At 69.5% G+C, this 23,610-nt stretch carries 24 protein-coding genes; 15 read left to right on the top strand and 9 right to left on the bottom strand.

The features are described 5' to 3' along the window. Together plsY and ybaK are read right to left on the bottom strand one after the other, a co-directional pair. The gene (gene plsY, locus NQV17_RS33795; RefSeq protein WP_044848567.1) at nt 1-639 is read right to left on the bottom strand and encodes a glycerol-3-phosphate 1-O-acyltransferase PlsY; all 639 of its coding nucleotides are present in this window, start codon (nt 637-639) and stop codon (nt 1-3) included. A 182-nt stretch (nt 640-821) separates the two neighbouring features. Further along, nucleotides 822-1,313, bottom strand: a complete 492-nt coding sequence (gene ybaK / locus NQV17_RS33790; RefSeq protein ID WP_044848566.1) for a Cys-tRNA(Pro) deacylase — start codon at nt 1,311-1,313, stop codon at nt 822-824. A 285-nt stretch (nt 1,314-1,598) separates the two neighbouring features. On the opposite strand from ybaK, the gene NQV17_RS33785 reads away from it, so the two are divergent. After that, the gene (locus NQV17_RS33785; protein WP_257775598.1) at nt 1,599-3,155 is read left to right on the top strand and encodes a class I adenylate-forming enzyme family protein; all 1,557 of its coding nucleotides are present in this window, start codon (nt 1,599-1,601) and stop codon (nt 3,153-3,155) included. Nucleotides 3,156-3,201: 46 nt separating this feature from the next. On the opposite strand, the gene xerD is transcribed toward NQV17_RS33785, so the two are convergent. From xerD to queG, 3 genes are all read right to left on the bottom strand, one after another. Continuing rightward, nucleotides 3,202-4,176, bottom strand: a complete 975-nt coding sequence (gene xerD / locus NQV17_RS33780; RefSeq protein WP_257775597.1) for a site-specific tyrosine recombinase XerD — start codon at nt 4,174-4,176, stop codon at nt 3,202-3,204. Next, entirely contained in the window at nt 4,176-4,643 is a 468-nt protein-coding gene (locus tag NQV17_RS33775; protein WP_124486964.1) for a methylated-DNA--[protein]-cysteine S-methyltransferase, read from the bottom strand. Before NQV17_RS33775 ends, xerD begins: the two co-directional genes overlap by 1 nt. Before the next feature lie 63 nt (nt 4,644-4,706). Further along, on the bottom strand, nt 4,707-5,942 hold the full coding sequence (gene queG / locus NQV17_RS33770) for a tRNA epoxyqueuosine(34) reductase QueG (protein WP_257775596.1): 1,236 nt from the start codon (nt 5,940-5,942) through the stop codon (nt 4,707-4,709). Nucleotides 5,943-5,959: 17 nt separating this feature from the next. Between queG and tsaE the strand changes: the two genes are divergently transcribed. After that, entirely contained in the window at nt 5,960-6,511 is a 552-nt protein-coding gene (gene tsaE, locus NQV17_RS33765) for a tRNA (adenosine(37)-N6)-threonylcarbamoyltransferase complex ATPase subunit type 1 TsaE (RefSeq protein WP_044848561.1), read from the top strand. After that, nucleotides 6,493-8,028: an N-acetylmuramoyl-L-alanine amidase gene (locus tag NQV17_RS33760; protein WP_257775595.1), complete on the top strand. Its 1,536-nt coding sequence runs from the start codon at nt 6,493-6,495 to the stop codon at nt 8,026-8,028. Before tsaE ends, NQV17_RS33760 begins: the two co-directional genes overlap by 19 nt. A 45-nt stretch (nt 8,029-8,073) precedes the next feature. Here the strand turns inward: NQV17_RS33760 and NQV17_RS33755 are convergent, their stop codons facing one another. Beyond that, complete coding sequence (locus NQV17_RS33755; RefSeq protein ID WP_257775618.1) at nt 8,074-8,952, bottom strand: EamA family transporter; 879 nt, start codon at nt 8,950-8,952, stop codon at nt 8,074-8,076. Nucleotides 8,953-9,205: 253 nt separating this feature from the next. Between NQV17_RS33755 and NQV17_RS33750 the strand changes: the two genes are divergently transcribed. Together NQV17_RS33750 and trxA are read left to right on the top strand one after the other, a co-directional pair. After that, nucleotides 9,206-10,087, top strand: coding sequence for a pirin family protein (locus NQV17_RS33750; RefSeq protein ID WP_044848558.1), 882 nt, complete (start codon nt 9,206-9,208; stop codon nt 10,085-10,087). A gap of 52 nt (nt 10,088-10,139) precedes the next feature. Then, complete coding sequence (trxA, locus tag NQV17_RS33745) at nt 10,140-10,988, top strand: thioredoxin (RefSeq protein ID WP_257775594.1); 849 nt, start codon at nt 10,140-10,142, stop codon at nt 10,986-10,988. Between the two features lie 98 nt (nt 10,989-11,086). Here trxA and tcdA read toward each other — a convergent pair whose 3' ends face one another. Further along, nucleotides 11,087-11,944 carry a tRNA cyclic N6-threonylcarbamoyladenosine(37) synthase TcdA gene (gene tcdA, locus NQV17_RS33740; protein WP_257775593.1) on the bottom strand — a complete coding sequence of 286 codons (858 nt, stop codon included), beginning with the start codon at nt 11,942-11,944 and terminating at the stop codon, nt 11,087-11,089. 128 nt (nt 11,945-12,072) lie between these two features. On the opposite strand from tcdA, the gene pdxH reads away from it, so the two are divergent. The 3 genes from pdxH (at nt 12,073) to NQV17_RS33725 (ending at nt 15,417) form a co-directional block, all read left to right on the top strand. After that, on the top strand, nt 12,073-12,717 hold the full coding sequence (gene pdxH / locus NQV17_RS33735) for a pyridoxamine 5'-phosphate oxidase (protein ID WP_044848555.1): 645 nt from the start codon (nt 12,073-12,075) through the stop codon (nt 12,715-12,717). Between the two features lie 130 nt (nt 12,718-12,847). After that, nucleotides 12,848-14,068, top strand: coding sequence for a cyclopropane-fatty-acyl-phospholipid synthase family protein (locus NQV17_RS33730; protein WP_257775592.1), 1,221 nt, complete (start codon nt 12,848-12,850; stop codon nt 14,066-14,068). Nucleotides 14,069-14,091: 23 nt separating this feature from the next. Beyond that, a complete protein-coding gene (locus tag NQV17_RS33725; RefSeq protein WP_257775591.1) occupies nt 14,092-15,417 on the top strand; it encodes a DUF72 domain-containing protein in 1,326 nt (441 codons plus the stop codon). A gap of 45 nt (nt 15,418-15,462) precedes the next feature. On the opposite strand, the gene msrA is transcribed toward NQV17_RS33725, so the two are convergent. Further along, the gene (gene msrA / locus NQV17_RS33720) at nt 15,463-16,023 is read right to left on the bottom strand and encodes a peptide-methionine (S)-S-oxide reductase MsrA (protein ID WP_044844456.1); all 561 of its coding nucleotides are present in this window, start codon (nt 16,021-16,023) and stop codon (nt 15,463-15,465) included. A 15-nt stretch (nt 16,024-16,038) separates the two neighbouring features. Between msrA and NQV17_RS33715 the strand changes: the two genes are divergently transcribed. The 4 genes from NQV17_RS33715 (at nt 16,039) to NQV17_RS33700 (ending at nt 19,493) form a co-directional block, all read left to right on the top strand. Continuing rightward, complete coding sequence (locus NQV17_RS33715) at nt 16,039-16,455, top strand: hypothetical protein (protein WP_257775590.1); 417 nt, start codon at nt 16,039-16,041, stop codon at nt 16,453-16,455. A gap of 131 nt (nt 16,456-16,586) precedes the next feature. Further along, a complete protein-coding gene (locus tag NQV17_RS33710) occupies nt 16,587-17,993 on the top strand; it encodes a selenium-binding protein SBP56-related protein (RefSeq protein ID WP_124486957.1) in 1,407 nt (468 codons plus the stop codon). Then, nucleotides 17,990-18,655, top strand: a complete 666-nt coding sequence (locus NQV17_RS33705; RefSeq protein WP_257775589.1) for a hypothetical protein — start codon at nt 17,990-17,992, stop codon at nt 18,653-18,655. The genes NQV17_RS33710 and NQV17_RS33705 overlap by 4 nt, the downstream gene beginning before the upstream one ends. 328 nt (nt 18,656-18,983) lie before the next feature. Beyond that, a complete protein-coding gene (locus NQV17_RS33700; protein ID WP_044844459.1) occupies nt 18,984-19,493 on the top strand; it encodes a flavin reductase family protein in 510 nt (169 codons plus the stop codon). Here NQV17_RS33700 and NQV17_RS33695 read toward each other — a convergent pair. After that, entirely contained in the window at nt 19,480-19,980 is a 501-nt protein-coding gene (locus NQV17_RS33695; RefSeq protein WP_044844460.1) for an Lrp/AsnC family transcriptional regulator, read from the bottom strand. The two genes, NQV17_RS33700 and NQV17_RS33695, sit on opposite strands and share 14 nt — an antisense overlap. Nucleotides 19,981-20,110: 130 nt before the next feature. On the opposite strand from NQV17_RS33695, the gene kynB reads away from it, so the two are divergent. The 3 genes from kynB (at nt 20,111) to kynA (ending at nt 23,083) form a co-directional block, all read left to right on the top strand. Continuing rightward, nucleotides 20,111-20,752 carry an arylformamidase gene (gene kynB / locus NQV17_RS33690; RefSeq protein WP_257775588.1) on the top strand — a complete coding sequence of 214 codons (642 nt, stop codon included), beginning with the start codon at nt 20,111-20,113 and terminating at the stop codon, nt 20,750-20,752. Nucleotides 20,753-20,807: 55 nt separating this feature from the next. Further along, nucleotides 20,808-22,064 carry a kynureninase gene (gene kynU, locus NQV17_RS33685; protein WP_374692790.1) on the top strand — a complete coding sequence of 419 codons (1,257 nt, stop codon included), beginning with the start codon at nt 20,808-20,810 and terminating at the stop codon, nt 22,062-22,064. Between the two features lie 92 nt (nt 22,065-22,156). Continuing rightward, the gene (kynA, locus tag NQV17_RS33680) at nt 22,157-23,083 is read left to right on the top strand and encodes a tryptophan 2,3-dioxygenase (RefSeq protein ID WP_257775616.1); all 927 of its coding nucleotides are present in this window, start codon (nt 22,157-22,159) and stop codon (nt 23,081-23,083) included. Nucleotides 23,084-23,610: the final 527 nt, after the last annotated feature.

The following is a 23,610-nucleotide window of genomic DNA, read 5'->3' as shown; positions in this document are numbered from 1 at the left end:
TCAGGCCTTCCCGCCGTCCTGCGCGCCGCCGTCGGATGCCGCCTTCTTCTTGTCGCCGATCCGGCTTTCCTGCCCCGCCAGCAGCTTCGAGATATTGCCTCGGTGACGCCACACGAGCAGCACGCTCATCGCGAGCACGGCCCACGCGACCGGGTTGTGGCCGGTGCCGAACAGGAACACGTCGAACACCGGTGCGAACACGGCCGCCACCAGCGCCGCGAGCGACGAATAGCGGAAGAAGAACGCGACGATCAGCCAGGTCAGCGCGGTCGCGAGGCCGAGCACCGGGTGCACGGCGAGCAGCACGCCGGCCGCGGTCGCGACGCCCTTGCCGCCCTGGAAGCGGAAGAACACCGGATAGAGGTGGCCGAGGAACACGGCGATCGCGACCCACGCGACGGCGACGTCGGACAGCCCGAAGTGCCGCGCGAGCCAGACGGCGAACCAGCCCTTGAACGCGTCGCCGACGAGCGTCAGGATCGCGGCCTTCTTGTTGCCGCTGCGCAGCACGTTGGTCGCGCCGGGATTCTTCGACCCGTACGAACGGGGATCGGCCAGGCCCATCGCGGCGCTGACGACGACGGCGAACGACACCGAACCGATCAGGTAGGCAACAAGTGCGGCGAGCAGGATCTGCATGCGGAAAACTCTTCTTTCAACGTATCGGTAAAGGGACGGCCGGGCGCGGCGGGCCGGCCCGTCGGGGCAGGCGCCGCCGCGGCGAACCGCCGGCAGGCCGTGGCAGCCGGCCGTGCGGGCCGACCGGCCGAAACGGCGCCCATTCTACCGAACGAGCGCGGCCTGCCACGAAGGTGAAACCCTCAGTCGACGCTCGCGCACTGCACCGGAGTCGCGCCGAGCAGCGTCGTGAGCACCGCCGGCGCGAGGCTGACGAGATAGCCGCGGCGGCCGCCGTTCAGGTAGATCGTCGGCAATTCGAGGATGGTCGACTCGACGTACACGGGCATCGTCTTGCGCGTGCCGAACGGCGACGTGCCGCCGACCAGATAGCCGGAATGACGGTTCGCGACGTCGGGCTTGCACGGCTCGACGCGCTTCGCGCCGATCTGCCGCGCGAGGTTCTTGGTCGACACCGTGCGGTCGCCGTGCATCAGCACGATCAGCGGCTTTGCGTGCTCGTCCTCCATCACGAGCGTCTTCACGACGCTGTGCTCGTCGACGCCGAGCTGGCGCGCCGACTCGCCGGTGCCGCCGTGCTCGACGTAATCGTACGGATGCTCGCCGAACGCGACGCCGTGGCGGCGCAGCAGCTGGGTCGCGGGTGTCTCGGACACGTGTCTGGATTTGCTCATGGCGGCATTTTAATGGCGAACGACCAGCGGGCGGTCGTCATCGCGCGATCGCACCGTTCGGTGCTCGCGGCGGTGTGCCGCGCACCGGCGGTATACTCGCGGCCCTTCCCTGCCCGGGACCCCGGGTCCCGGGCGAGCGCACCCGTCGCCGCGCCGCGTCGTCATCATTGCGGACATCGCGAGGTGCTATTGCCCGATTGACCGATTGTGGCGCGCGCGCCGCCATGGCACGATCGTTCGCAAAATTCGCCGCGCGTGCCGCCCGGCCCTTCTTCTGGAGACGCCATGTCCTCGCCTGTCCGCTCATCCGCGCCGCTCGACATCGCGGCACTGCTCGCCGCGCTGCCCGGCCGCATCGCCGACGTGCCCGCCCGCTGGGCCGCGCAAGCGCCCGCGCATCCGGCGCTGATCGAGGACGCGCGCCGCCTGTCGTATGGCGAGCTGGCGCGGGCCGTCGATGCGGCCGCCGAGCAGCTCGCGCGCCTCGGCGTGCGCGGCGGCGATCGCGTGATGATCGTCGCGGAAAACAGCGTCGCGCAGATCGTGCTGCTGTTCGCGGCCGCGCGCGTCGACGCTTGGGCGCTCGTGTCGAACGCGCGGCTGTCGGCCGGCGAGCTCGATGCGATCGCCGCGCACGCGCGGCCGAAGCTGATCGCGTTCGCGACGGAAGCATCGCCCGATGCGCGCACGCACGCGGCGCGCCACGACGCGACGCCCGCCGACGCGCTGCCGGTCGACATCGGCGCGTGGTCGTACCGCGTCGACGCGAGCGCGCCCGACGAGCCGGTGGCACCCGACGGCGCCGCGCAGTGTGCGGCGCTGATCTACACGACCGGCACGACGGGTACGCCGAAAGGCGTGATGCTGTCGCACCGCAACCTGCTGTTCATCGCGGCGACGTCGAGCGCGCTGCGCGGCGTGTCGCCCGACGACGTCGTCTATACGGTGCTGCCCGTGTCGCACGTGTACGGGCTCGCGTCGGTCTGCCTCGGCAGCCTGTACGCGGGGGCGACGCTGCGGCTCGCGCCGCGCTTCGCGCCGGAGGCCGTGCGCGTCGCGCTCGCCGACGAAGGCGTGACGATCTTCCAGGGCGTGCCCGCGATGCACGCGAAACTGCTCGAGCACCTGCACACGCACGCATGGCATGCGCCGCGGCTGCGCTTCGCGTATTCGGGCGGCTCGCCGCTCGACGCCGACCTGAAGGCGCGCGTCGAGCGCGTGTACGGCGTGCCGCTGCACAACGGCTACGGCATGACCGAGAGCAGCCCGACGATCACGCAGACGCCGCTCGACGCGCCGCGTACCGACTGCTCGGTCGGCGTGCCGATCCCGGGCGTCGAGATGCGGATCGTTGCACCGGACGGCACCGACGCGCCGCCGGGCGAAGTGGGCGAAATCCGCGTGCGCGGGCCGAACGTGATGCTCGGCTACTACCGCAACGCGGACGCGACGCGCGCGGCCGTGTCGCCGGATGGCTGGCTCAGCACCGGCGATCTCGCGCGCCAGGCAGCGGACGGCTCGGTGACGATCGCGGGCCGCAGCAAGGAGCTGATCATCCGCTCGGGCTTCAACGTGTATCCGGTCGAGGTCGAACAGGTGCTGAACGCGCACCCGGACGTCGTGCAGGCGGCCGTCGTCGGCCGCGCGGTCGAGGGCAACGAGGAAGTGCTCGCGTTCGTCGAGCTGGTGCCGGGCGCGGCCGCGACCGAGGCCGCGCTGCAGGCGTGGTGCGCACAACGGCTCGCGCCGTACAAGCGCCCCGCGCGCATCCGCGTGCTCGATGCGCTGCCCGCCGCATCGACGGGCAAGGTGCTGAAGCACAAGCTGCGCGAACTCGCGTGACGCGCGGCGCCGGCCGCATCCCGCGCGTGGGCCTGCGCGCGCCGCGCTAGCCGCGCGGGTGGTGTTGCGCGTGCAGCGTCTTCAGCCGCTCGCGCGCGACGTGCGTGTAGATCTGCGTGGTCGAGATGTCGCTGTGGCCGAGCAGCAGCTGCACGACCCGCAGGTCGGCGCCGTGGTTCAGCAGGTGCGTCGCGAACGCGTGGCGCAGCGTATGCGGCGACAGGTGCGCGCGCACGTCGGCCTGCTGCGCGTGGCGCTTGATGATGTTCCAGAACTGCTGGCGGGTCATCCCGTCGCCGCGCGCGGTCACGAACAGCGCGTCGGCCGCGCGCGCGCCGAGCAACGCGGGCCGCGCATCGCGCAGGTAACGCTCGATCCAGCCGTGCGCGACTTCGCCGAACGGCACGAGCCGTTCCTTCGAACCCTTGCCCATCACACGCACGACGCCTTCGTTGAGCCCGACCTCGACGGTCTTCAGCGTGACGAGCTCGCTCACGCGCAGCCCGCTCGCATACATCAACTCGAGCATCGTGCGATCGCGCAGGCCGAGCGGCGTGCCGATGTCGGGCGCGCCGAGCAGCGCTTCGACCTGCGCCTCGGACAGCGTCGACGGAAACCGCGCGGCCTGCTTCGCCGACGTGATCCGCAGCGTCGGGTCCGCGCTCGCGTGACGCTCGCGCACGGCCCAGCCGTAATAGCGCCGGAACACCGACAGCCGCCGGTTCGACGATGTTGCCTTGCCGTCGCTGCGCGCGGCGATGTAGCCCGTCACCATCGCTTCGTCGGCCGAGTCGAGCGACGTGTCGTGCGTCGCGGCCAGCCATTGCGAAAACAGCGCCAGGTCGCGCCGGTACGCATCGAGCGTGTTGCGCGCGAGCCCGTGCTCGAGCCACAGCGCATCGCAGAACACGTCGATCGACGCGCGGCTTGCAAGCAGCGCGGGCGATGCGGCGGCCGCGGCATCGCCGGCGTCGGACGCGGAATCGGAATCGGAGTCGGGGGAAAGCAACGGTTCGCTCATCAGTACGGCACGCCTTCATGCGCCAGCAGCCAGCGCTTCACTTTCTGGTAATAGCCATTGTCGTCGTGATTCGCGAAGCCGCCGAGGCCGCCGGCCGCGACGACGCGATGGCATGGAATCACGAGCGGGAAATAGTTCGCGCCGCACGCCTGGCCGACCGCGCGCGGCGCGCTGCCGATCCGCTTCGCGACCTGCCCGTAGGTCAGCACCGTGCCCGGCGGAATGTCGCTGATCACGTTCCATACGCGGTGCTGGAATGCGCTGCCGACGTCGGCGAGCGGCAGGTCGAAGCGCGCCGACGCGCGCTCGAAATAACGTTCGATCTGCTCGACCGCGCGCTTCGCGAGCGGCGAATCCGGATCGACCGACTTGACCGACTCGGGCAGATAGACGATCTCGCGCACCACCGCGGCATCGGTGCGGATGCCGACCTTGCCGAACGGCGCGTCGATGACTGCGTTGAACATGAGCTTCTCCTGACCGGTGAAACACGCGGCGCCGCCGCGCGCCGACGACACTTTACGCCGCCTTCATGCGGCACGCAGCGCCCATTCGACATGCTCGCGCACGACCGGCGACGGATCGTCGGCCCGTGCGCGCAACGCGGCGACGATCGCGGTGCGCGCTTCGGGTGCGAGCCGATCGGCCGGCGCGCGCAACGCATTGCCGAGCCCGACCGCGAGATTGCGCAGCCAGCTTTCGTAACCGATGCGCCGGATCGCGCTGCCCTGCATCCGCGTGTCGAACGCGTCGGCGTCCCACGCGAACAGCTCGACGAGCGTCGCGCGGTCGAGCCCGTGCCGCACGTCGAAATCGGCGACGGGCGCGGCCTGCGCGAACTTGTTCCACGGACACACGAGCTGGCAGTCGTCGCAACCGTACACGCGGTTGCCGATCAGCGGCCGCAGCGGCTCCGGAATGCTGCCTTTCAGTTCGATCGTCAGGTACGAGATGCAGCGGCGCGCGTCGACGCGATACGGTTCGACGATCGCGCCCGTCGGGCACGCGCCGATGCAGCGCGTGCAGCTGCCGCAGTGCGCGCCGGGCGTCTCGGGCGCGCGCTCGGGCGCCGTTTGCGCGTCGGTCGGCAACGGCACGTCGACGTAGATTTCGCCGAGGAAGAACAGCGAACCCGCGTCGCGCTGCAGCAACAGCGTGTGCTTGCCACGCCAGCCGACCCCGGCCTTCTGCGCGAGCTCGACCTCGAGCACCGGCGCCGAATCGGTGAACACCCGGTAGCCGAATGCGCCGATCTCGCGCTCGATGCGCTCCGCGAGCGTCCGCAGCCGGTTGCGCAGCACCTTGTGATAGTCGCGGCCGCGTGCGTAGATCGACACGACGGCCGCCTGCGGATCGTCGAGACGCGCGCGCTCGCGGGCGCGCCAGTCGTGCGGCGCGAGCGCGCCGGATGACGCATCGGGCGCGTCGGCGGCGAGCGTTTCGGCCGGCAGATAGGCGAGTCGCGCGGAAATCACGCGTCGCGTACCGGCCACAAGTTCGGCCGGCCGCGCGCGTTTCATCCCGTGTTTCGCCATATAATCCATTTCGCCGTGGTACCCGGCTTCCAGCCAGGCGGCGAGGCCTGCTTCGGCATCCGAGAGATCGGTATCGCTGATGCCTATCGCCCCGAAACCCAATTCGCGCCCCCACGCCCTGATGCGCGCGGCGAGCGCAGTCAACGTCGCATCATCGAGCGCGCACGGCGCCGCGCCTTCGGCACGAGTCGAAGGCCTGTCGGATGCGGCGAGTTCCGGTAATCGGTTCATCGCACTATTTTACGAGAATGCCAGCCACGTCCCATACGCCTCATGCCGACACGCTGCCCGCCCCGCTCGCGGAGCGCGTGATCGCACTCGCCGACGAAGCGGCGACCGAGGCCTTCGGCACCCGCTTCGCGCACGCGCTCGACGCGGCGCGCAGCGAACTCGCCCATGCACACGCGTTCAACGGGCTGCAGATCCAGCTGATCGGCGACCTCGGCGCGGGCAAGACGACCCTCGTGCGCGCGATCCTGCGCGGCCTCGGCCACCCGGGGCGCGTGCGCAGCCCGACCTACACGCTCGTCGAACCGTACGCGTTCGCGCGCGACGACGGGGAACTTGAGGTCTATCACTTCGATCTGTATCGATTCAACGATCCGGCCGAATGGTCCGATGCAGGCTTTCGCGAGTATTTCAATTCCAGCGCGATCTGCCTCGTCGAATGGCCGCAGCAGGCGGGCCCCCTGCTCGGCGTGCCCGATCTGGTTTTCTCGCTCGACGTGGATGGCGACGGCCGCGCCCTCACCGTCCGTGCGTACAGCGCTTCAGGAAAGGCATGTCTCGAAAGATGTTGATCAAACCGTTCCGCTCGATCGAATCGGCGGCCACCGCCACGCACAACTGGCGGCGCCGCCAGATCCTGTGCGCGGGCGCGTCGACGCTGGTGCTCGGCCTCGTCGCGCCGCGGCTCGCGCACGCGTCGTCGGTGCTCGGCGTGCGTGTGTGGCCCGCGCGCGATTACACGCGCGTCACGATCGAATCCGACCAGCCGCTGCAGAATAGCCAACAGCTGCTGCAGGGTCCCGACCGGCTCGTCGTCGACCTGAACGGGCTCGATCTCGACCAGGCGCTGCGCGACCTCGTGTCGAAGATCGCGCCGAACGATCCGCAGATCCAGTCGGTGCGCGTCGGCCAGTATCAACCGCACGTGGTGCGGATGGTGTTCGACCTGAAAGGCTCGGTGAAGCCTCAGGTGTTTACGCTGCCGCCGGTCGGCACCTACAAGTACCGGCTCGTGTTCGATCTGTATCCGGCCGTCGCGCCCGATCCGCTGACCGACCTGATCGCGCAGACGGAACGCAAGGAACAGGCGCTCAACGACACCGCGCGCGCGCAGCAGGTGCAGCCGCCGAGCGCGCTGAACGGGCCGGCGACGCCGCCCGTCGCGGGCAACGACAACAGCGACGCGTTCTTCCAGCGCTTCGCGCAGAACACGCCGGCCGCGCCGCGCACGCTGCCGGCCGCCACGACGCCGTCTTCGCCTGCCACGCCCGCGAAGCCGGCCGTCAAGCCGCCGCCCGTCATCGCGCGCCGCGACGACAGCGAGGACGACGGCGACACCTACAAGTTCACCGCGCCGAAATCCGGCAAGGGCGGCACCGTGCGCCTGCTGACGGTCGCGATCGACCCGGGCCACGGCGGCGAGGATCCGGGCGCGATCGGCGGCGGCGGCACGTACGAGAAGCACGTCGCGCTCGACATCGCGAAGAAGCTGCGCGCGAAGATCGACGGCGCGCCGAACATGCGCGCGATGATGACGCGCGACGCCGACTTCTTCGTGCCGCTGAACGTGCGCGTGCAGAAGGCGCGCCGCGTCGGCGCGGACCTGTTCGTGTCGATCCACGCCGATGCGTTCACGACGCCGTCCGCGCGCGGCTCGTCGGTGTTCGCGCTGTCCGACCACGGTGCGTCGAGCGCCGCGGCGCGCTGGCTCGCGAACAAGGAGAACTCGTCCGACCTGATCGGCGGCATCAACATCAAGACGCAGGACGCGGCAGTCAGCCGCGCGCTGTTCGACATGTCGACGACCGCGCAGATCCGCGATTCGCTGCGCTACGGCAACTACGTGCTGAAGGAAGTCGGCGGCATCAACAAGCTGCACAAGGGCTCGGTCGAGCAGGCCGGGTTCGCGGTGCTGAAGGCGCCCGACATTCCGTCGATCCTCGTCGAGACGGCGTTCATCAGCAATCCGGAAGAGGAAAGCCGGCTGAACGACGACAGCTATCGCGACCAGATGGCCGACGCGATCTTCCGCGGTATCAAGCGTTACTTCGCCGCGAATCCGCCGCTCGCGAAGAGCCGGATGGCCTGACCGGCCACCCTTCCCCGCCGCCGGCACGCGCTGCGTGCCGGCGCGTCACGACGCCGCGAAGCGGCGCGCGAGCTTCCCGCCGAATACGTTCACCGCGAGCCCGCCCATCACGAGCGCGGCGCCGATCAGCTGCGCGTCCGTTGGATGCTCGTCGAGCAGCAGCGCCGACGACGCGAGCCCGACGATCGGCACCAGCAGCGAGAACTGCGCGACCTGGGCGGCCGGATAACGCGACATCAGGCGGCTCCACAAGCTGTAGCCGAGCAGCGTCGCGACGAACGCGAGATAGACGACCGCGAAGATCGACGCGCCGTTCAGCCCGAGCAACGCGGCCTCGATCCGCTGCGGCCCCTCGAACCACAGCGACAGCAGGAAGAACGGCACCGGCGGCACGAGGCTCGCCCACACGACGAGCGACACCAGGTCGGCCTTGCCCAGCTTCTTCGTGACGATATTGCCGAACGCCCACATCGCGGCCGAGCAGAGGGTCAGCAGGAAGCCCGCGAGCGTCATCGCGCGGCCGCCCTGCGCAGCGATCACGACGAGTCCGGCCGCGGCGACCGCGAGCCCGACCAGGCTCTGCACGCGCAGCCGCTCGCCGAGGAACAGCATCGCGAACACCAGCGTGAAGAATGCCTGCGACTGCAGCACGAGCGACGCGAGGCCGGCCGGCATGCCGACGTACATGCCGGTAAACAGGAGCACGAACTGGCCGAGCTGGATCGTCGCGCCGTACAGAATCAGCATGCGCCACGGAATCTGCGGCCGGCGCACGAAGAACACCGCGGGCACCGCGGCGAGCGTGAAGCGCAGCGCGCCGAGCAGCATCGGCGGCATGCCGTGCAGGCCAACCTTGATCACGACGAAGTTCACGCCCCACGCCAGGATCACGACCAGCGCGAGCAGCAAGTCCTTCGGGGCCATCATCGGCGTCTCCTCGATTTTGTCGGATGGTTTCCTGAACGCCGCTCAGTCTACCGAATTTTGCCGCGCGACCCGATACCCGCGCGACGCACATGGAATCGGCGCCAGGCACGGCGCCATGGACGCGCCGCACGACGCGTGCCTGCCCGCGGCCGCATGGCGCGGCGGGTATCCGGCGCTCCCCGTTGCACGCGTGGCCGCCGTGCCGCCAGTACAATGACCGGCATTCCTGCCGTTCCCCACGAGGCCCGCCATGACCGATCCGATCAAAGCCCTGCTGAAGCCGCACATCCGCGACATCGGCAACCTGCAGGTGCGCCGCACGCTGCCCGCGCTCGCCGCACGCCTCGTCGGCCCGTTCATCTTCTTCGATCACATGGGGCCCGCGACGCTGCCGGCCGGCACCGGCCTCGACGTGCGCCCGCATCCGCATATCGGGCTCGCCACCGTCACCTACCTGTTCGACGGCGCGATCCTGCACCGCGACAGCCTCGGCTCGCTGCAGGAGATCGTGCCGGGCGACGTGAACTGGATGACGGCCGGCCGCGGCATCGTCCACTCGGAGCGCACGCCCGACGCGCAGCGCGCGAGCGGCCACACGGTGCACGGGATCCAGACCTGGGTCGCGCTGCCGGTTGCCCACGAGACCACCGAGCCGTCGTTCGAGCACCATGCGGCCGACACGCTGCCCAAGCGCGATGAGAACGGCGTGTCGCTCACGGTGATCGCCGGCGACGCGTTCGGCCTGCGCTCGCCCGTCACGACGTTCTCGCGCACGCTGTACGTCGCCGCCGAATTCGCGGCCGGCGGCCGCCTCGAACTCGACGCGTCGCACGAGGAACGCGCGGTCTACGTGGTCGACGGCGACCTGTCGATCGACGGCACGCCGGTGCCGGCCGAGCAGATGGCCGTGCTCGCACCGGGCGCCACCGTCACGCTCGCGAGCGGCAACGGCGCGCGCGCGATGCTGCTGGGCGGCGACAAGATCGACGGCGAGCGCTTCATCGAATGGAACTTCGTCGCCAGCAGCCGCGACGCGATCGAGCGCGCGAAACGGGCGTGGACGAACCAGGAAATGGGCAAGGTGCCCGGCGAAACCGAGTGGATTCCGCTGCCCGAGTCGAAGCCGCGTTGAAAAAGGGGCGCGCCGCCCCCATCCTGACGACATTCGAACCGAAGAGAACGACATGGACACCACGCTTGCCACTTTCGAGAAAGACGTCATCGAGGCGTCGCTGGACACGCCCGTGCTGGTCGACTTCTGGGCGCCGTGGTGCGGCCCCTGCAAGACGCTCGGTCCGCTGCTCGAAAAGCTCGAAGCCGACTACGAAGGCCGCTGGAAGCTCGTGAAGGTGAACGTGGACGAGAACCAGGAGCTCGCCGCGCACTTCCAGACGCGCAGCATCCCGCACGTGATCGCGTTCGCCGACGGGCGGCCCGTCGACCAGTTCATCGGCGTGCTGCCGGAAGGCCAGTTGCGCGCGTTCCTCGACCGGCTGCTGCCCGCGCCCGACGAAGCCGAGCGCCGCGCCGCACAATACGCGATCGCCGAGTCGCGCTACGACGATGCGATCACCCACCTCGAAGCGGCCCTCGCGCTGAACCCCGGCTTCGACGACGCGCGGCTCGACCTGATCGAACTGCTGCTCGCGAACAACCAGGTGGACGCCGCACGCGCCGAGGCCGAGCGCCTGTCGCCGCAGACCGTGCAGGGCAGCGATCCGCGCTACCAGGCGATCAAGACCCGTTTCGATGCGCTCGACGCGACGGCCGACCTGCCGCCGACCGACGCGCTCGAGGCGCGCATCGCGGCGAACCCCGCCGATCTCGACGCACGCTTCGACCTCGCGCAGAGCCTGATCGCGCGCCGCGCGTACGAAGGCGCGCTCGAGCAGTTGCTGGAAATCGTGTTGCGCGACCGCGCGTATGGCGACGACCTCGGCCGCCGCACGATGATCTCGGTGTTCGAGCTGGCGGGCGATCGCCCGGAACTCGTCGCCGCGTGGCGGCGCAAGCTGAGCATGGCGCTCAACTGACGAACGGCCGGGCCGCGGCGGCCTGGCCGAATCGCCTTATCGCGCGCGGCGGGTCCGCCGCGCCGCAACATTCCTTGGCGCGTCGATCGACGCCCCGATCAACCCGCGGCCCGCGCCGCGATCGCCCGCAACGCATGCGCGGCGGCCGCGAAACCGAAGCTCGCGGTCACGCACACGCTCGAACCGAACCCCGCGCAGTTGAGCCCCGCGACATGCGCGGCGGTCGACGGCTCCGCGCCATCCTCGATGTCGCACGCGGCCGCTTCCGGATAGATCAGCGGCTCGTCCGAATACACGGCGCTGACCTTGAAGCGTGCCTTCGGCCCGCGCGGAAAGCCGTGCTGCTTGCGCAACTGCGCACGCACCTTCGACAGCAGCGGATCCTGGATCGTCAGCGCGAGATCATCGATGCGGATGCGCGTCGGGTCGAGCTGCCCGCCTGCGCCGCCGACCGTGACGAGCGGCTGCCCTTTCGCGACGCACCACGCGATCAGCGCGACCTTCGTGCGCACGCTGTCGATCGCGTCGATCACGTAGTCGAAGCCGCCGCCGAGCAGCGCGTCGAAGTTGTCGGGTTCCGCGAAATCCTCGATCCGGTTCACGCGGCACGTGGGATCGATCAGCGCGATCCGCTCGGCCATCGCGTCGACCTTCGGCTTGCCGTAATTGCCGTCGAGCGCGTGGATCTGCCGGTTCGTATTGCTTTCGGCGACGTTGTCGAGATCGATCAGCGTCAGCGTGCCGATCGCGCTGCGCGCGAGCGCCTCGGCCGTCCACGACCCGACGCCGCCGATGCCGATCACGGCCACGTGCGCGCCCTCGAACGCGGCGAGCGCCGGGGCGCCGTACAGCCGCGCGATGCCGCCGAAGCGGCGCTCGCGATCCACGTCAAGCTGGATTGTCGGGGTCGGGGTAAGATCAGAGGAACTGAGCGGGGCGGTGTCGGCAGCGGACATGGCAGCAAGGAAAACGTAAGTCGAGCAGCCCTCTATTTTGCCTGAACTCCCCGCCGGCACGCGCCACTGTGCGCGCACGATTCTCGCGCGTTCGCTATACTGGCCCCAGATTGAAGCGTTTGCATAACATGACGACTCTCGCCGATCTCCGCATCAACTATTCGCGTGCTTCGCTCGACGAAGCCGATGCCGCCCCCGACCCCTTCGCCCAGTTCGATCGCTGGTTCAAGGAGGCGCTCGCCGCCAAGCTCCCCGAGCCCAACACGATGACGCTTGCCACCGTCGGCGACGACGGCCGGCCGTCGGCACGCATCGTGCTCATCAAGGCTGTCGACGAACGCGGGTTCGTCTTCTTTACCAATTACGAAAGCCGCAAGGGGCGCGACCTCGCCGCCCATCCGTACGCGGCACTGCTGTTCTACTGGATCGAGCTCGAGCGCCAGGTGCGCATCGAGGGCCGGATCGAAAAGACCAGCGCCGACGAAAGCGACCGCTATTTCGCGTCGCGCCCGCTCGGCTCGCGCATCGGTGCGTGGGCGTCCGAGCAGAGCGCGGTGATCGACAGCCGCGCGACGCTCGAAGCGCGCGAGAAGGACGTGGCCGAACGCTACGGCGAGAACCCGCCGCGCCCGCCGCACTGGGGCGGCTATCGCGTCGTGCCCGACGCGATCGAGTTCTGGCAGGGCCGCCCGTCGCGGCTGCACGACCGCCTGCTCTATACGCGCGACGCCGCTGCGGCGTCGGGCTGGACGATCTCGCGCCTGTCGCCGTAAGCCGAACCGCGGCCGCGGTGCCGCTTGCCGGTCGTGTCTCGTGTTGCATCCGGGCGCCCGCCTCGCAGGAGGCGGGCGCCGGTCAAGATACTTGGCTGTATTCGATTCAACGAACAAACGGAGAATCCAAATGTTCTGGGAAAAGAAGCTGGCACAGTGGGCGGACGAAGTACGGGCGAAAGCGAACATACCGGCGCGCCTCGTGCTGTGGAACGGCGATCAACTCGATTTCGGCACCTTCAGCGCGCCGCAGGTCACGCTGAAGGTCAACAGCGCGTCGGCGCTGCCGCTCCTGCTCGAACCGAGCCTCGACAATCTCGGCGAGGCGTACGTGAAGGGCAAGATCGACATCGAAGGCCGGCTGTCGGACATCATCAACATCAGCTATTCGCTCGCGCGCAGCACGGTCACCAGCGCGAGCAAGCTCGCGCGCGTGAAGCGCTACTTCAACCACACGAAGAACACCGACCGGAAGGCGATCCAGTATCACTACGACGTCTCGAACGATTTCTACCGGCTGTGGCTCGACGAGAACATGGTGTACTCGTGCGCGTACTTCGAGAACGGCGACGAGGATCTCGCGACCGCGCAGATCAAGAAGATCGACCACATCCTGACCAAGATCCAGCTCGAGCCCGGCCAGCGCCTGCTCGACATCGGCTGCGGCTGGGGCGCGCTCGTGCTGCGCGCCGCGCAGAAATTCGGCGCGACGTGCCTGGGCGTGACGCTGTCGCAGAACCAGTTCGATCTCGCGACCGCGCGCGTGAAGGCCGCCGGGCTCGAGGACAAGATCGAGATCCGCCTGCAGGATTACCGCGAGATCGACGGGCAGTTCGACCGCATCACGAGCGTCGGGATGTTCGAGCACGTCGGCCGCAAGAACCTGCCGCTCTATTTCTCGCGCGTGCACGACCTGCTGACCGACGACGGCATCGCGATGAACCACGGGATCACGTCGACCGACGCGGAAAGCGGCGAAACGGCGCTCGGCGGCGGCGAATTCATCGACCGCTACGTGTTCCCGGACGGCGAGCTGCCGCACATCAGCCTCGCGCTCGAAGCGGCGCAGCGCGGCGGGCTCGAGGCGATTGACGTCGAAAGCCTGCGGCGGCACTATGCGCGCACGCTCGACATCTGGACCGAGAACTTCGAGGCGAAGGTGGACCAGGCGCGCGCGCTCGTCGACGACGAGAAATTCCGCATCTGGCGCGTGTACCTCGCCGGTTGCGCGTATGCGTTCGAGCACGACGACGTGTCGATCTTCCAGATCGTGTGCCGCAAGGCCGGACGCAGCGCGAAAACGCTGCCGTGGTCGCGGCGCTACATGTACGAACACACGCTGCCGCGCTAGGCGGCACTTCACGCTGGGCATGCATGGGTGACGGCAGGACGCGGCGCAACACGCCGACGCAACGACAGCAGCGCGACGAACCGGACGGATCGCACGCCGACGGGCAGTTCGACCTGTTCGGCGGCGGTGGCGCGTCGCCCGACGACGCGCGCGCGGCCGCGCCCGCGGATGGCGACAACCCTGCCGGCGAACGCGTGACGCCGGACGAACACGACACCGCGCGGCCGGCAAAGTCGCCTGCGCGCGCCGGCCGTGCATCGCCCCGCCCTTCCGCCGACCAGGAACCGGCGGAACCGCCCCCAGCCTCCGGCCTGCTGTGGGACGAACCGTCCCCGCCAGCCGCGCCGCCGAAGCAAGGCCGGCGCCGGCGCGGCGTGCCGCCCGCCCCGGTTTCCGCGGAAGTCGCCGACGCCGCGGCCGCGCTGCCGCCCAACGTGCGGCTCGGCACGTCGTCGTGGTATTTCCCCGGCTGGGACGGCATCGTCTACGACGGCGATTTCGCGCAGACGAAGCTGTCGCGCGAAGGGCTCGAGGCGTACGGTGCGCATCCGCTGCTGAAGAGCGTGAGCCTCGACCGCTCGTTCTACGGGCCGCTGTCGGTGGCCGATTACCTGCGCTACGCGCAACAGGTGCCGGACGACTTCCGCTTCGTCGTGAAGGCGCCGGCGTCCGTCACCGACGCGGTCGTGCGCGGCAGGCGCGGCGAGCCGTCGGGCCCGAACCCGACCTTCCTCGACGCGCAGCTCGCCACCCGGGAATTCGTGCAGCCGTGCCTCGAAGGGCTCGGCCGGAAGGCCGGCGTGCTGGTGTTCCAGTTCTCGCCGATGCCCGATCAACTGCTCGCCGAGCCGGCCGCGCTGATCGACCGGCTGTCGGCATTCTTCGCGGCATTGCCGCCGCTGCCGCCGGACGCCGACGGCACGCGCTACGCGATCGAGATCCGCGACGCGAGCCTGCTCACGCCGCGCTTCATCCGCGCGCTCGCGGCGCTCGGCGTGCGCTACTGCGTCGGCCTGCACGCGCGGATGCCCGACCCGCTGCGCCAGGCGGCCGCGCTCGCGCTGCTCGACGGCGATGCGCCGGGCCCGCTGATCGTGCGCTGGAGCCTGCACGGCGGCTTCAAGTACGAACAGGCGAAAGCGAAGTACGAGCCGTTCGACAAGCTCGTCGACGAGGATCCGGCCACGCGCGCGGCGCTCGCCGAGCTGGCCGCGCGCTACGCGCTGGCCGGACAGCCGGTGATCATCACGATCAACAACAAGGCGGAAGGCTCCGCGCCGCTGTCGTGCCTCGCGCTCGCGCGCGAGATCGCCGCCGCGTGCGCGCACTGGCGCAGCGAGGCGGCGTAGGGGTCGCGGCGCGGGTGCCCGCGCCGCTTGCGGCTGACGTGCCGATTACGCGCCGCGCTGCGACTTCAGCCGATGCGAGAACTTCTGGCGGAATTTCGCGAGCTTCGGCCCGATCACGACCGAGCAGTAGCCCTGCCCCGGATTGCGCGCGTAATAGTTCTGATGATAGTCCTCGGCCGGCCAGTAGTTGCCGTCGAGCGGCACGACCTGCGTGACGATCGGCTGCCCGAACACCTGCTCGCGCTCCAGTTCGCGGATCACGTCGAGCGCGACGTCGCGCTGCGCGTCGGAATGCGTGAACACGACCGACCGGTATTGCGTGCCGACGTCGTTGCCCTGCCGGTTCAGCTGGGTCGGATCGTGCGTCGCGAAGAAGATCTCGAGGATCTCGCGATAACCGATGCGCGCCGGATCGAACGTCACGTTCACGACCTCCGCGTGACCGGTGTCGCCGTCGCAGACGTCCCGATAGCCGGGATTGCGCGTATGGCCGCCCGCATAGCCCGACTGGACGGCCGTCACGCCGTCGACGTCGAGAAACACGGCCTCCGTGCACCAGAAGCACCCGCCGCCCACAGTCGCGGTTTCAAGCATCTCGTTCACCATGAAATCAGTACCTCGTTGAAGACGGCGGCCGGCACGCAGGCGCGCGCCGGCGCCGCCGGTCCTTATCGTCGCTGCCCGGTTGCCCGGCGCGCAGCGGCAGCGTTCAAGTATCTCACTCGCGCGCGAATCCGGCAGGACCGCATGCGCGCCGCGCGCCACCGGCTGCGCGTTTCTCGACTACACTTAGGCACGCTTCGCCGCGACGGCACACCGTCCGGCCGCACGCAGCGTCCGATGCATGCCCGCCCTGATGCCAACAACATCTGCCGGAACATCGATATGCACGCCTCAGCAGAAATCGCCCGCATGACGGGCCCGGCCGCCGGTGCCACGCGCGCCGTCGCCTTCACCGCACCCTCGCGTCACCGTGCGCCCGTTGCGCCGCCTGCGCGACGATCCGGCGCGCCGCGTTTCCCCGCTTTCCCGACCTGATGCACCGCGCCGCGCGTCCTGCAATCGCGCGCCACCGCCTCTGCATTCCCGTCACGCAACCTGTTCGACCCGCACGCCCGCCGTGAACGGCCGTGCGCCCGTGATCCGATACAACCGAGAGAGGCACCACGATGAGCATGCGGCCTGACCCGACCTTTCACGCTTCGCCGGAACTTGCGATGCAGGCGCCGGCGGAGGAATTTGCCTATACGTTGTTGCTGAGCCCCGATTTTTCCAGGCCCGACGCGCTTGCCGTGATCGACGTGAAACCCGGCTCGGCGACCTACGGCAAGATCGTGCACACGGTGACGATGCCGAACACCGGCGACGAATTCCACCACTTCGGCTGGAATGCATGCTCGTCGTCGCTGTCGCCGCTGACCGGTCACGCGTTTCTCGAGCGCCGCTTCCTGATCATCCCGGGCCTGCGCTCGTCGCGGATCTACGTGATCGACACGAAGCCGCACCCGACGCAGGCGCGCATCCACAAGATCATCGAGCCCGGCGAGGTGTTCGCGAAGACCGGCTATTCGCGGCCGCACACGGTTCATTGCGGCCCCGAGGGCATCTACGTGAGCACGCTCGGCGGCGCGGGCCCGGACGGCACCGACGGCGCGCCCGGCATCTTCATCATGGACTGCGAGACCTTCGACGTGCTCGGGCGCTGGGAAATCGACCGCGGCCCGCAGGACAAGCATTACGACTTCTGGTGGAACCTGCCGCGCGACTACATGGTGTCGAGCGAATGGGCGCTGCCGCCGCAATTCGAGAACGGCATCGTGCCGGAAGACCTGCTCGCGAACCGCTACGGCCACCGGCTGCATTTCTGGGACCTGCGCGCGCGGCGCAACGTGCAGACGATCGATCTCGGCGCGCAGCACCAGATGGCGCTCGAAGTGCGGCCCGCGCACGATCCGGTGCGCGAATACGGGTTCGTCGGCGTCGTGGTCGACACGACCAATCTCGAAGGGTCGATCTGGACCTGGTGGCGCGAGGACGGCCAGTTCCATGTGGAGAAGACCGCGACGATCCCGCCCGAGCCGGCCGCCGCCGACGAACTGCCGCCGCTGCTCCAGGGATTCGGCGCGGTGCCGCCGCTCGTGACCGACATCGACCTGTCGCTCGACGACCGTTTCCTGTACGTATCGTGCTGGGGCACGGGCGAGATGCGTCAGTACGACGTGTCGGATCCGCGTCACCCGGTGCTCGCCGGGTCGGTGCGCATCGGCGGGATCGTGCGCCGCGCGCCGCACTCAAACGGCCGCGCGTTCGCCGGCGGCCCGCAGATGGTGGAAATCAGCCGCGACGGCCGGCGCGTGTACTGGACCAACTCGCTCTACTCGACGTGGGACGACCAGTTCTATCCGGACGGCGTGCCGGCCGCGCAGGTGCTCGCGCATGCGGGGCCGGACGGCGGGCTGACGCTCGCCGACGACTACTGGGTCGAGTTCCCCGACGGCTATCGCGCGCACCAGATCCGGCTGGAAGGCGGCGACTGCTCGACCGACTCGTTCTGCTATCCGTCGGTCAAGCGTTGAGCGCCGGCCTCTCCGCGCCGCTCGCGCTGTGGGCGGCCGTGCTCGCGAGCGGCGTCTATCACGGGCTCAATCCGGCGATGGGCTGGCCGCTCGCGGTGTCGAACGCGTTGATGACGCGCCGCGGCGGCGCGCTCGTCGCGGCGCTCGGCTATCTCGCGCTCGGCCATGCGCTCGCGGTATTCATGGTGATGCTGCCGTTCGGGCTGCTCGCCGCGCTGCTCGCGTGGCAGACGGCGATCCGGATCGGCGCGAGCGCGCTCGTGATCGGCTTCGGCGCGGTGCTGCTGATCCGGCGGCGCCACCCGCGTGCGCTCGCGCGGATTCCGCCCGCGCGGCTCGGGCTGTGGTCGTTCGCGGTCGCGCTCGCGCACGGCGCCGGGCTGATGCTGGTGCCGATCTATCTGGGGCTTTGCGGGCTCGACACGGACACCGGCGATCGCGCGGCGGCCACGCTCGTCGACGCGCATCTCGGGATGGCGCTCATCGTCGCGGCCGTGCACGCGGCCGCGATGATCGGCACGGGCGGCGTGCTCGCGTGGCTCGTGTACCGCTATCTCGGGCTGAAGTTCGTCGCGCGGAGCTGGTTCAACCTCGATGCGGTGTGGGCGTCGAGCCTGATTCTGACGGGGGCGCTGTCGCTCGGGCTGGCGGCGGCGCGGTAGCGCACGCGCGGCGGCTGCCGCGGCGGTCGCGCGTGATGCATCGCGTGGCGGACGGCCTGCCGCATGGGCGCGCCGCCGGCCGCGCGCGATAAAACGCGCCGGAAACGCCGCCGCCGGCCCGATCGCGGCGCCGCGCGACTGTGTTCGCTACCTCACGCTGGCCCCGCAATGCACCGTCCGCACGGGCCCGGCGGTCGCGATTCCGCTAAAATCGCGCCATGCGCACCACTTCCCGACCGACCGCCCTGGCCTTGCTGCCTTTCGTCCGCCGCGCCTCCCGCACCCGCCGCGCGCCGCGCCTGTCCGTTTCGATCCGGATGGCCGCCCGATGAAGCATGCCACCCCGCCCGATTTCGACTCGGCCGCCTTTCGCCAGGCGCTCGGCCAGTTCGCGACCGGCGTCACGGTCATCACGACGCGTGCGCCGTCCGGGCAGCTGATCGGCATCACCGCGAGCTCGTTCAACTCGGTGTCGCTCGATCCGCCGCTCGTGCTGTGGAGCCTCGCGCACAAATCGGCGTCGACGCCGGTGTTCCGCAGCAACAGCCATTACGTGGTGAACGTGCTCGCGGCGTCGCAGCTCGACCTGTGCAAGCGCTTCTCGACCTACAAGGGCGACCGCTTCGAAGGGATCGCGCACGCGGCCGGCAACTCGGGCATGCCGGTGCTCGACGGCGCGCTCGCGTGGTTCGAATGCCACAACCGCAGCCGCTACGACGAAGGCGACCATGTGATCTTCGTCGGCGAAGTGGAACGCTGCGGCGTGCGTGCCGTGTCGGATGCCGCTCCGCCGCTCGTGTTCCACGGTGGCGGCTTCCACGGCCTCACACCGCTTTGATCGCCCCCATGCGCGCCAGCCCGACCGGCGCGCCCGCTTCGTCCTTCAGCGTCTGCAGCACGATGTTCGAACGGATGTCCATCACGCCCGGCGCCTTGTAGAGCCGGTTCAGCACGAAATCCGAATAGTGCTTGAGGTTGTGCGCGAGCACGCGCAGCAGGTAGTGGCTCTCGCCCGTCACGACGAACGCGCCGACCACCTCCGGCCATTCACGCAGCGCCTCCGCGAAGCGCTCGTGCCATTGATTCTCTTCGTTGCGCATCGACACCTGCACGAACGCCTCGAGCTCGAAGCCGAGCTTCTCGCGGCTCAGGCACGCGCGATAGTGCTCGATCACGCCCTGCTCCTCGAGCAGGCGCATCCGGCGCAGACAGGCGGATGGCGAAAGCGAGATGCGCTCCGCCAGATCGAGATTGCTGATTCTGCCCTCTTCCTGCAGGACCGCCAGAATCCGGCAGTCGGTGGCATCGAGCGTGATCGCGTGCATTTTTGGTCCCCGTTTTCCCTCTGAGTCGAATTATCTGCCAATCGGGCGGATTGTCCATGTTTATTTCGCAAGCACTTTCTGCGAGCGTCCACCTATCATTCGAAGCATCGATTCACCGACTCGTCATGCCATGGACACACTCTGGGACATCTCGCCGCCCGTCAGCCCCGCCACCCCCGTGTGGCCGGGCGACACGCCGGTTTCCGTCGAACGCGTCTGGCGGATGGAGGCCGGCTCGCCGGTCAACGTCGCGCGCCTGACGCTGTCGCCGCATACCGGCGCGCACTGCGACGCGCCGCTTCACTACGACGCCGACGGCGCGCCGATCGGCGCGGTGCCGCTCGACACCTATCTCGGCCCGTGCCGCGTGATCCATTGCATCGGCGCGTCGCCGGTCGTGCGGCCGGCCGACGTCGCGGCCGCGCTCGACGGCGTGCCGCCGCGCGTGCTGCTGCGCACCTATGCGCGTGCCAGCGTCGCGCAATGGGACAGCAGCTTCTGCGCGGTCGCGCCCGAGACCGTCGACCTGCTCGCCGCGCACGGCGTCAAGCTGATCGGCATCGATACGCCGTCGCTCGACCCGCAGGAATCGAAGACCATGGATGCGCATCACCGCGTGCGTGCGCACCGGATGGCGATCCTCGAAGGGATCGTGCTCGACGACGTGCCGCCCGGCGACTACGAGCTGATCGCGCTGCCGCTGAAGTTCGCGACGCTCGACGCGAGCCCCGTGCGTGCGGTGCTGCGCGCGCTGCCCGGCCGCTCCTCCTGATTCATCCAACCATCGACCCGCGAACCACTCGTCCGCGAACTACTGACCCGACATCATGATCATCAAGACCCGTGAAGACGCGCTCGCCCTCGACCGCGACGACCCGCTCGCCGCGCTGCGCGACCAGTTCGCGCTGCCCGACGGCGTGATCTATCTCGACGGCAACTCGCTCGGCGCGCAGCCGCGCGCATCGGCCGCCCGCGCGCAACAGGTGATCGGCGCCGAATGGGGCGAAGGCCTGATCCGCAGCTGGAACACCGCCGGCTGGTTCGCGCTGCCGCGCCGCCTCGGCGACAAGCTCGCGACGCTGATCGGCGGCGCGCCCGGCGAAACCGTCGTGACCGACACCATCTCGATCAACCTGTTCAAGCTGCTGTCGGCGATGCTGCGCCACCAGGCCGAGCGCGCGCCGGAGCGCCGCGTGATCGTGTCGGAGCGCTCGAACTTCCCGACCGACCTGTACATCGCGCAAGGGCTGATCGAACAGCTCGGCGGCGGCTACGAGCTGCGCCTGATCGACGATCCGGCGGACCTGCCCGACGCGCTCGGCGCGGACACGGCCGTCGCGATGATCACGCACGTGAACTACCGCACCGGCTACATGCACGACATGCCGGCCGTCACGCAGCTCGTGCACGATGCGGGCGCGCTGATGCTGTGGGATCTCGCGCACTCGGCCGGCGCGGTGCCGGTCGACCTGAACGGCGCGCACGCGGACGGCGCGGTCGGCTGCACGTACAAGTACCTGAACGGCGGCCCCGGTTCGCCGGCCTTCGTGTGGGTGCCGCAGCGCCATCTCGCTCACTTCTCGCAGCCGCTGTCGGGCTGGTGGGGCCACCGCGCACCGTTCGCGATGCAGCCGGCCTTCGCGCCCGATCCGGGAATCGCGCGCTTCCTGTGCGGCACGCAGCCGATCGTGTCGATGTCGATGGTCGAATGCGGGCTCGACGTGTTCCTGCAGACCGACATGCACGCGATCCGCCGCAAGTCGCTCGCGCTGACCGACGCGTTCATCGCGCTCGTCGAAACGCGCTGCGCGGGCCTGTCGCTGAAGCTCGTCACGCCGCGCGCGCATCACCAGCGCGGCTCGCAGGCGAGCTTCGAGCATCCGCACGGCTACGAGGTGATGCAGGCGCTGATCGCGCGCGGCGTGATCGGCGACTACCGCGAGCCTTACGTGCTGCGCTTCGGCTTCACGCCGCTCTATACGCGCTTCGTCGACGTGTGGGATGCCGTCGAGACGCTGCGCGACATCCTCGCCACCGACGCGTGGAAGGCGCCCGAGTTCGCCGAGCGCGGCGCGGTGACCTGAGCGCTTCCAGCCCGGCGCGCGCCGCCGCGACGTGCGGATTGCGCGCCGCGCCCCGTCATTCAAATCTGGAGAAAGTCGTGAATTCTGGTCATATTCAGCCACCCGGCGACGACGCGCCGGCGGGCTGCCCGTTCTCGGGCGCACGCGCGGCCCAACCGGCTCATGAAGCGCCGCACGTGCCTGGCGAAGCCACCGCTCAAGCCGGCTGGCACGATGCGCAGCTCGATTTCTCGAAGTCGATGAGCTACGGCGACTACCTGTCGCTGAATGCGATCCTCGACGCGCAGCATCCGCTGTCGCCCGATCACAACGAGATGCTGTTCATCATCCAGCATCAGACGAGCGAGCTGTGGATGAAGCTCGCGCTGTTCGAGCTGCGCGGCGCGCTCGACGCGGTGCGCGGCGACGCGCTGCCGCCCGCGTTCAAGATGCTCGCGCGCGTGTCGCGGATCCTCGAGCAGCTCGTGCAGGCGTGGAACGTGCTGTCGACGATGACGCCGTCCGAGTATTCGGCGATGCGGCCGTATCTCGGCCAGTCGTCGGGGTTCCAGTCGTACCAGTACCGGCAGCTCGAATTCCTGCTCGGCAACAAGAACGCGCAGATGCTGCAGCCGCATGCGCACCGGCCCGACATCCTCGAACAGGTGCGCGCGACGCTCGAGGCGCCGTCGTTCTACGACGAGGTCGTGCGCCTGCTCGCGCGGCGCGGTTTCCCGATCGCGCCCGAACGGCTCGAGCGCGACTGGACGCAGCCGATGCGTCACGACGAAACGGTCGAGGCCGCATGGCTCGAGGTCTATCGTCACCCGCAGCAGCACTGGGAGCTCTACGAGATGGCCGAGGAACTCGTCGATCTCGAGGATGCGTTCCGCCAGTGGCGCTTCCGTCACGTGACGACAGTCGAGCGCATCATCGGCTTCAAGCAGGGCACCGGCGGCACGAGCGGCGCGCCGTATCTGCGCAAGATGCTCGACGTCGTGCTGTTCCCCGAGCTCTGGCACGTGCGCACCACGTTGTAACGCAACGCCTTGCGCCCGCGCGTCCTGACGACGTGCGGGCCCGCGCCTCCCCGTCGCGCGGCAACGCGCGTTCGTGCGCGCGCCGCAGAATGTGCCGCCGCGGCTGGCGCGGCCGGCTCGTGCAAGGGTCGGGCACGCGCGGGATCGGTCTCGCGCCGTCCGTGCGCGGATCCGACGCCGACGCGGTCGCCGCGTGTCCGACGTGCCGACGTGCCGACGTGCCGACGTGCCGACGTGCCGACGTGCCGACGTGCCGACGGGATGATCGCCGGCATATCGCCATATCGTTGCGGCGCCGCACCATCCGCTGCGCATGCTCACCGCGTTCCGATGGCGTCAAGGCATCCTGTGCCGGGGCCGCCGGCAAGCTCGCTGCTCGACGAACTCGTCGCTTCGATGCGCGACGGACGCTGACGCTTCGGCCTTTCCGCCTTTCCGCCTTTCCGCCTTTCCGCCTTTCCGCCTTTCCGCCTTTCCGCCTTTCCGCCTTTCCGCCTCTCCGCCCGCCCCCCCCTCCCCCTCTCCCC

It is taken from the genome of Burkholderia sp. SCN-KJ (genome assembly GCF_024656005.1).
Taxonomy (GTDB): Bacteria; Pseudomonadota; Gammaproteobacteria; order Burkholderiales; family Burkholderiaceae; genus Burkholderia.
The sequence above is the reverse complement of the archived record's forward strand: the minus strand, read 5'-3'. Positions and strand labels throughout refer to the sequence as shown.

Bases quoted from the DNA above. Each gene is read 5' to 3' on its own strand.
- ybaK (WP_044848566.1), bottom strand. From the start codon at position 1,313: ATGAGCAAATCCAGACACGTGTCCGAGACACCCGCGACCCAGCTGCTG.
- tcdA (WP_257775593.1), bottom strand. From the start codon at position 11,944: ATGTCCGCTGCCGACACCGCCCCGCTCAGTTCCTCTGATCTTACCCCG.
- NQV17_RS33700 (WP_044844459.1), top strand. From the start codon at position 18,984: ATGAAGCATGCCACCCCGCCCGATTTCGACTCGGCCGCCTTTCGCCAG.
- trxA (WP_257775594.1), top strand. From the start codon at position 10,140: ATGGACACCACGCTTGCCACTTTCGAGAAAGACGTCATCGAGGCGTCG.
- xerD (WP_257775597.1), bottom strand. From the start codon at position 4,176: ATGAGCGAACCGTTGCTTTCCCCCGACTCCGATTCCGATTCCGCGTCC.
- kynB (WP_257775588.1), top strand. From the start codon at position 20,111: ATGGACACACTCTGGGACATCTCGCCGCCCGTCAGCCCCGCCACCCCC.
- NQV17_RS33755 (WP_257775618.1), bottom strand. From the start codon at position 8,952: ATGGCCCCGAAGGACTTGCTGCTCGCGCTGGTCGTGATCCTGGCGTGG.
- NQV17_RS33785 (WP_257775598.1), top strand. From the start codon at position 1,599: ATGTCCTCGCCTGTCCGCTCATCCGCGCCGCTCGACATCGCGGCACTG.
- NQV17_RS33730 (WP_257775592.1), top strand. From the start codon at position 12,848: ATGTTCTGGGAAAAGAAGCTGGCACAGTGGGCGGACGAAGTACGGGCG.
- pdxH (WP_044848555.1), top strand. From the start codon at position 12,073: ATGACGACTCTCGCCGATCTCCGCATCAACTATTCGCGTGCTTCGCTC.
- queG (WP_257775596.1), bottom strand. From the start codon at position 5,942: ATGAACCGATTACCGGAACTCGCCGCATCCGACAGGCCTTCGACTCGT.
- NQV17_RS33695 (WP_044844460.1), bottom strand. From the start codon at position 19,980: ATGCACGCGATCACGCTCGATGCCACCGACTGCCGGATTCTGGCGGTC.
- NQV17_RS33760 (WP_257775595.1), top strand. From the start codon at position 6,493: ATGTCTCGAAAGATGTTGATCAAACCGTTCCGCTCGATCGAATCGGCG.
- NQV17_RS33710 (WP_124486957.1), top strand. From the start codon at position 16,587: ATGAGCATGCGGCCTGACCCGACCTTTCACGCTTCGCCGGAACTTGCG.
- tsaE (WP_044848561.1), top strand. From the start codon at position 5,960: ATGCCAGCCACGTCCCATACGCCTCATGCCGACACGCTGCCCGCCCCG.
- NQV17_RS33750 (WP_044848558.1), top strand. From the start codon at position 9,206: ATGACCGATCCGATCAAAGCCCTGCTGAAGCCGCACATCCGCGACATC.
- plsY (WP_044848567.1), bottom strand. From the start codon at position 639: ATGCAGATCCTGCTCGCCGCACTTGTTGCCTACCTGATCGGTTCGGTG.
- msrA (WP_044844456.1), bottom strand. From the start codon at position 16,023: ATGGTGAACGAGATGCTTGAAACCGCGACTGTGGGCGGCGGGTGCTTC.
- NQV17_RS33725 (WP_257775591.1), top strand. From the start codon at position 14,092: ATGGGTGACGGCAGGACGCGGCGCAACACGCCGACGCAACGACAGCAG.
- NQV17_RS33775 (WP_124486964.1), bottom strand. From the start codon at position 4,643: ATGTTCAACGCAGTCATCGACGCGCCGTTCGGCAAGGTCGGCATCCGC.
- kynU (WP_374692790.1), top strand. From the start codon at position 20,808: ATGATCATCAAGACCCGTGAAGACGCGCTCGCCCTCGACCGCGACGAC.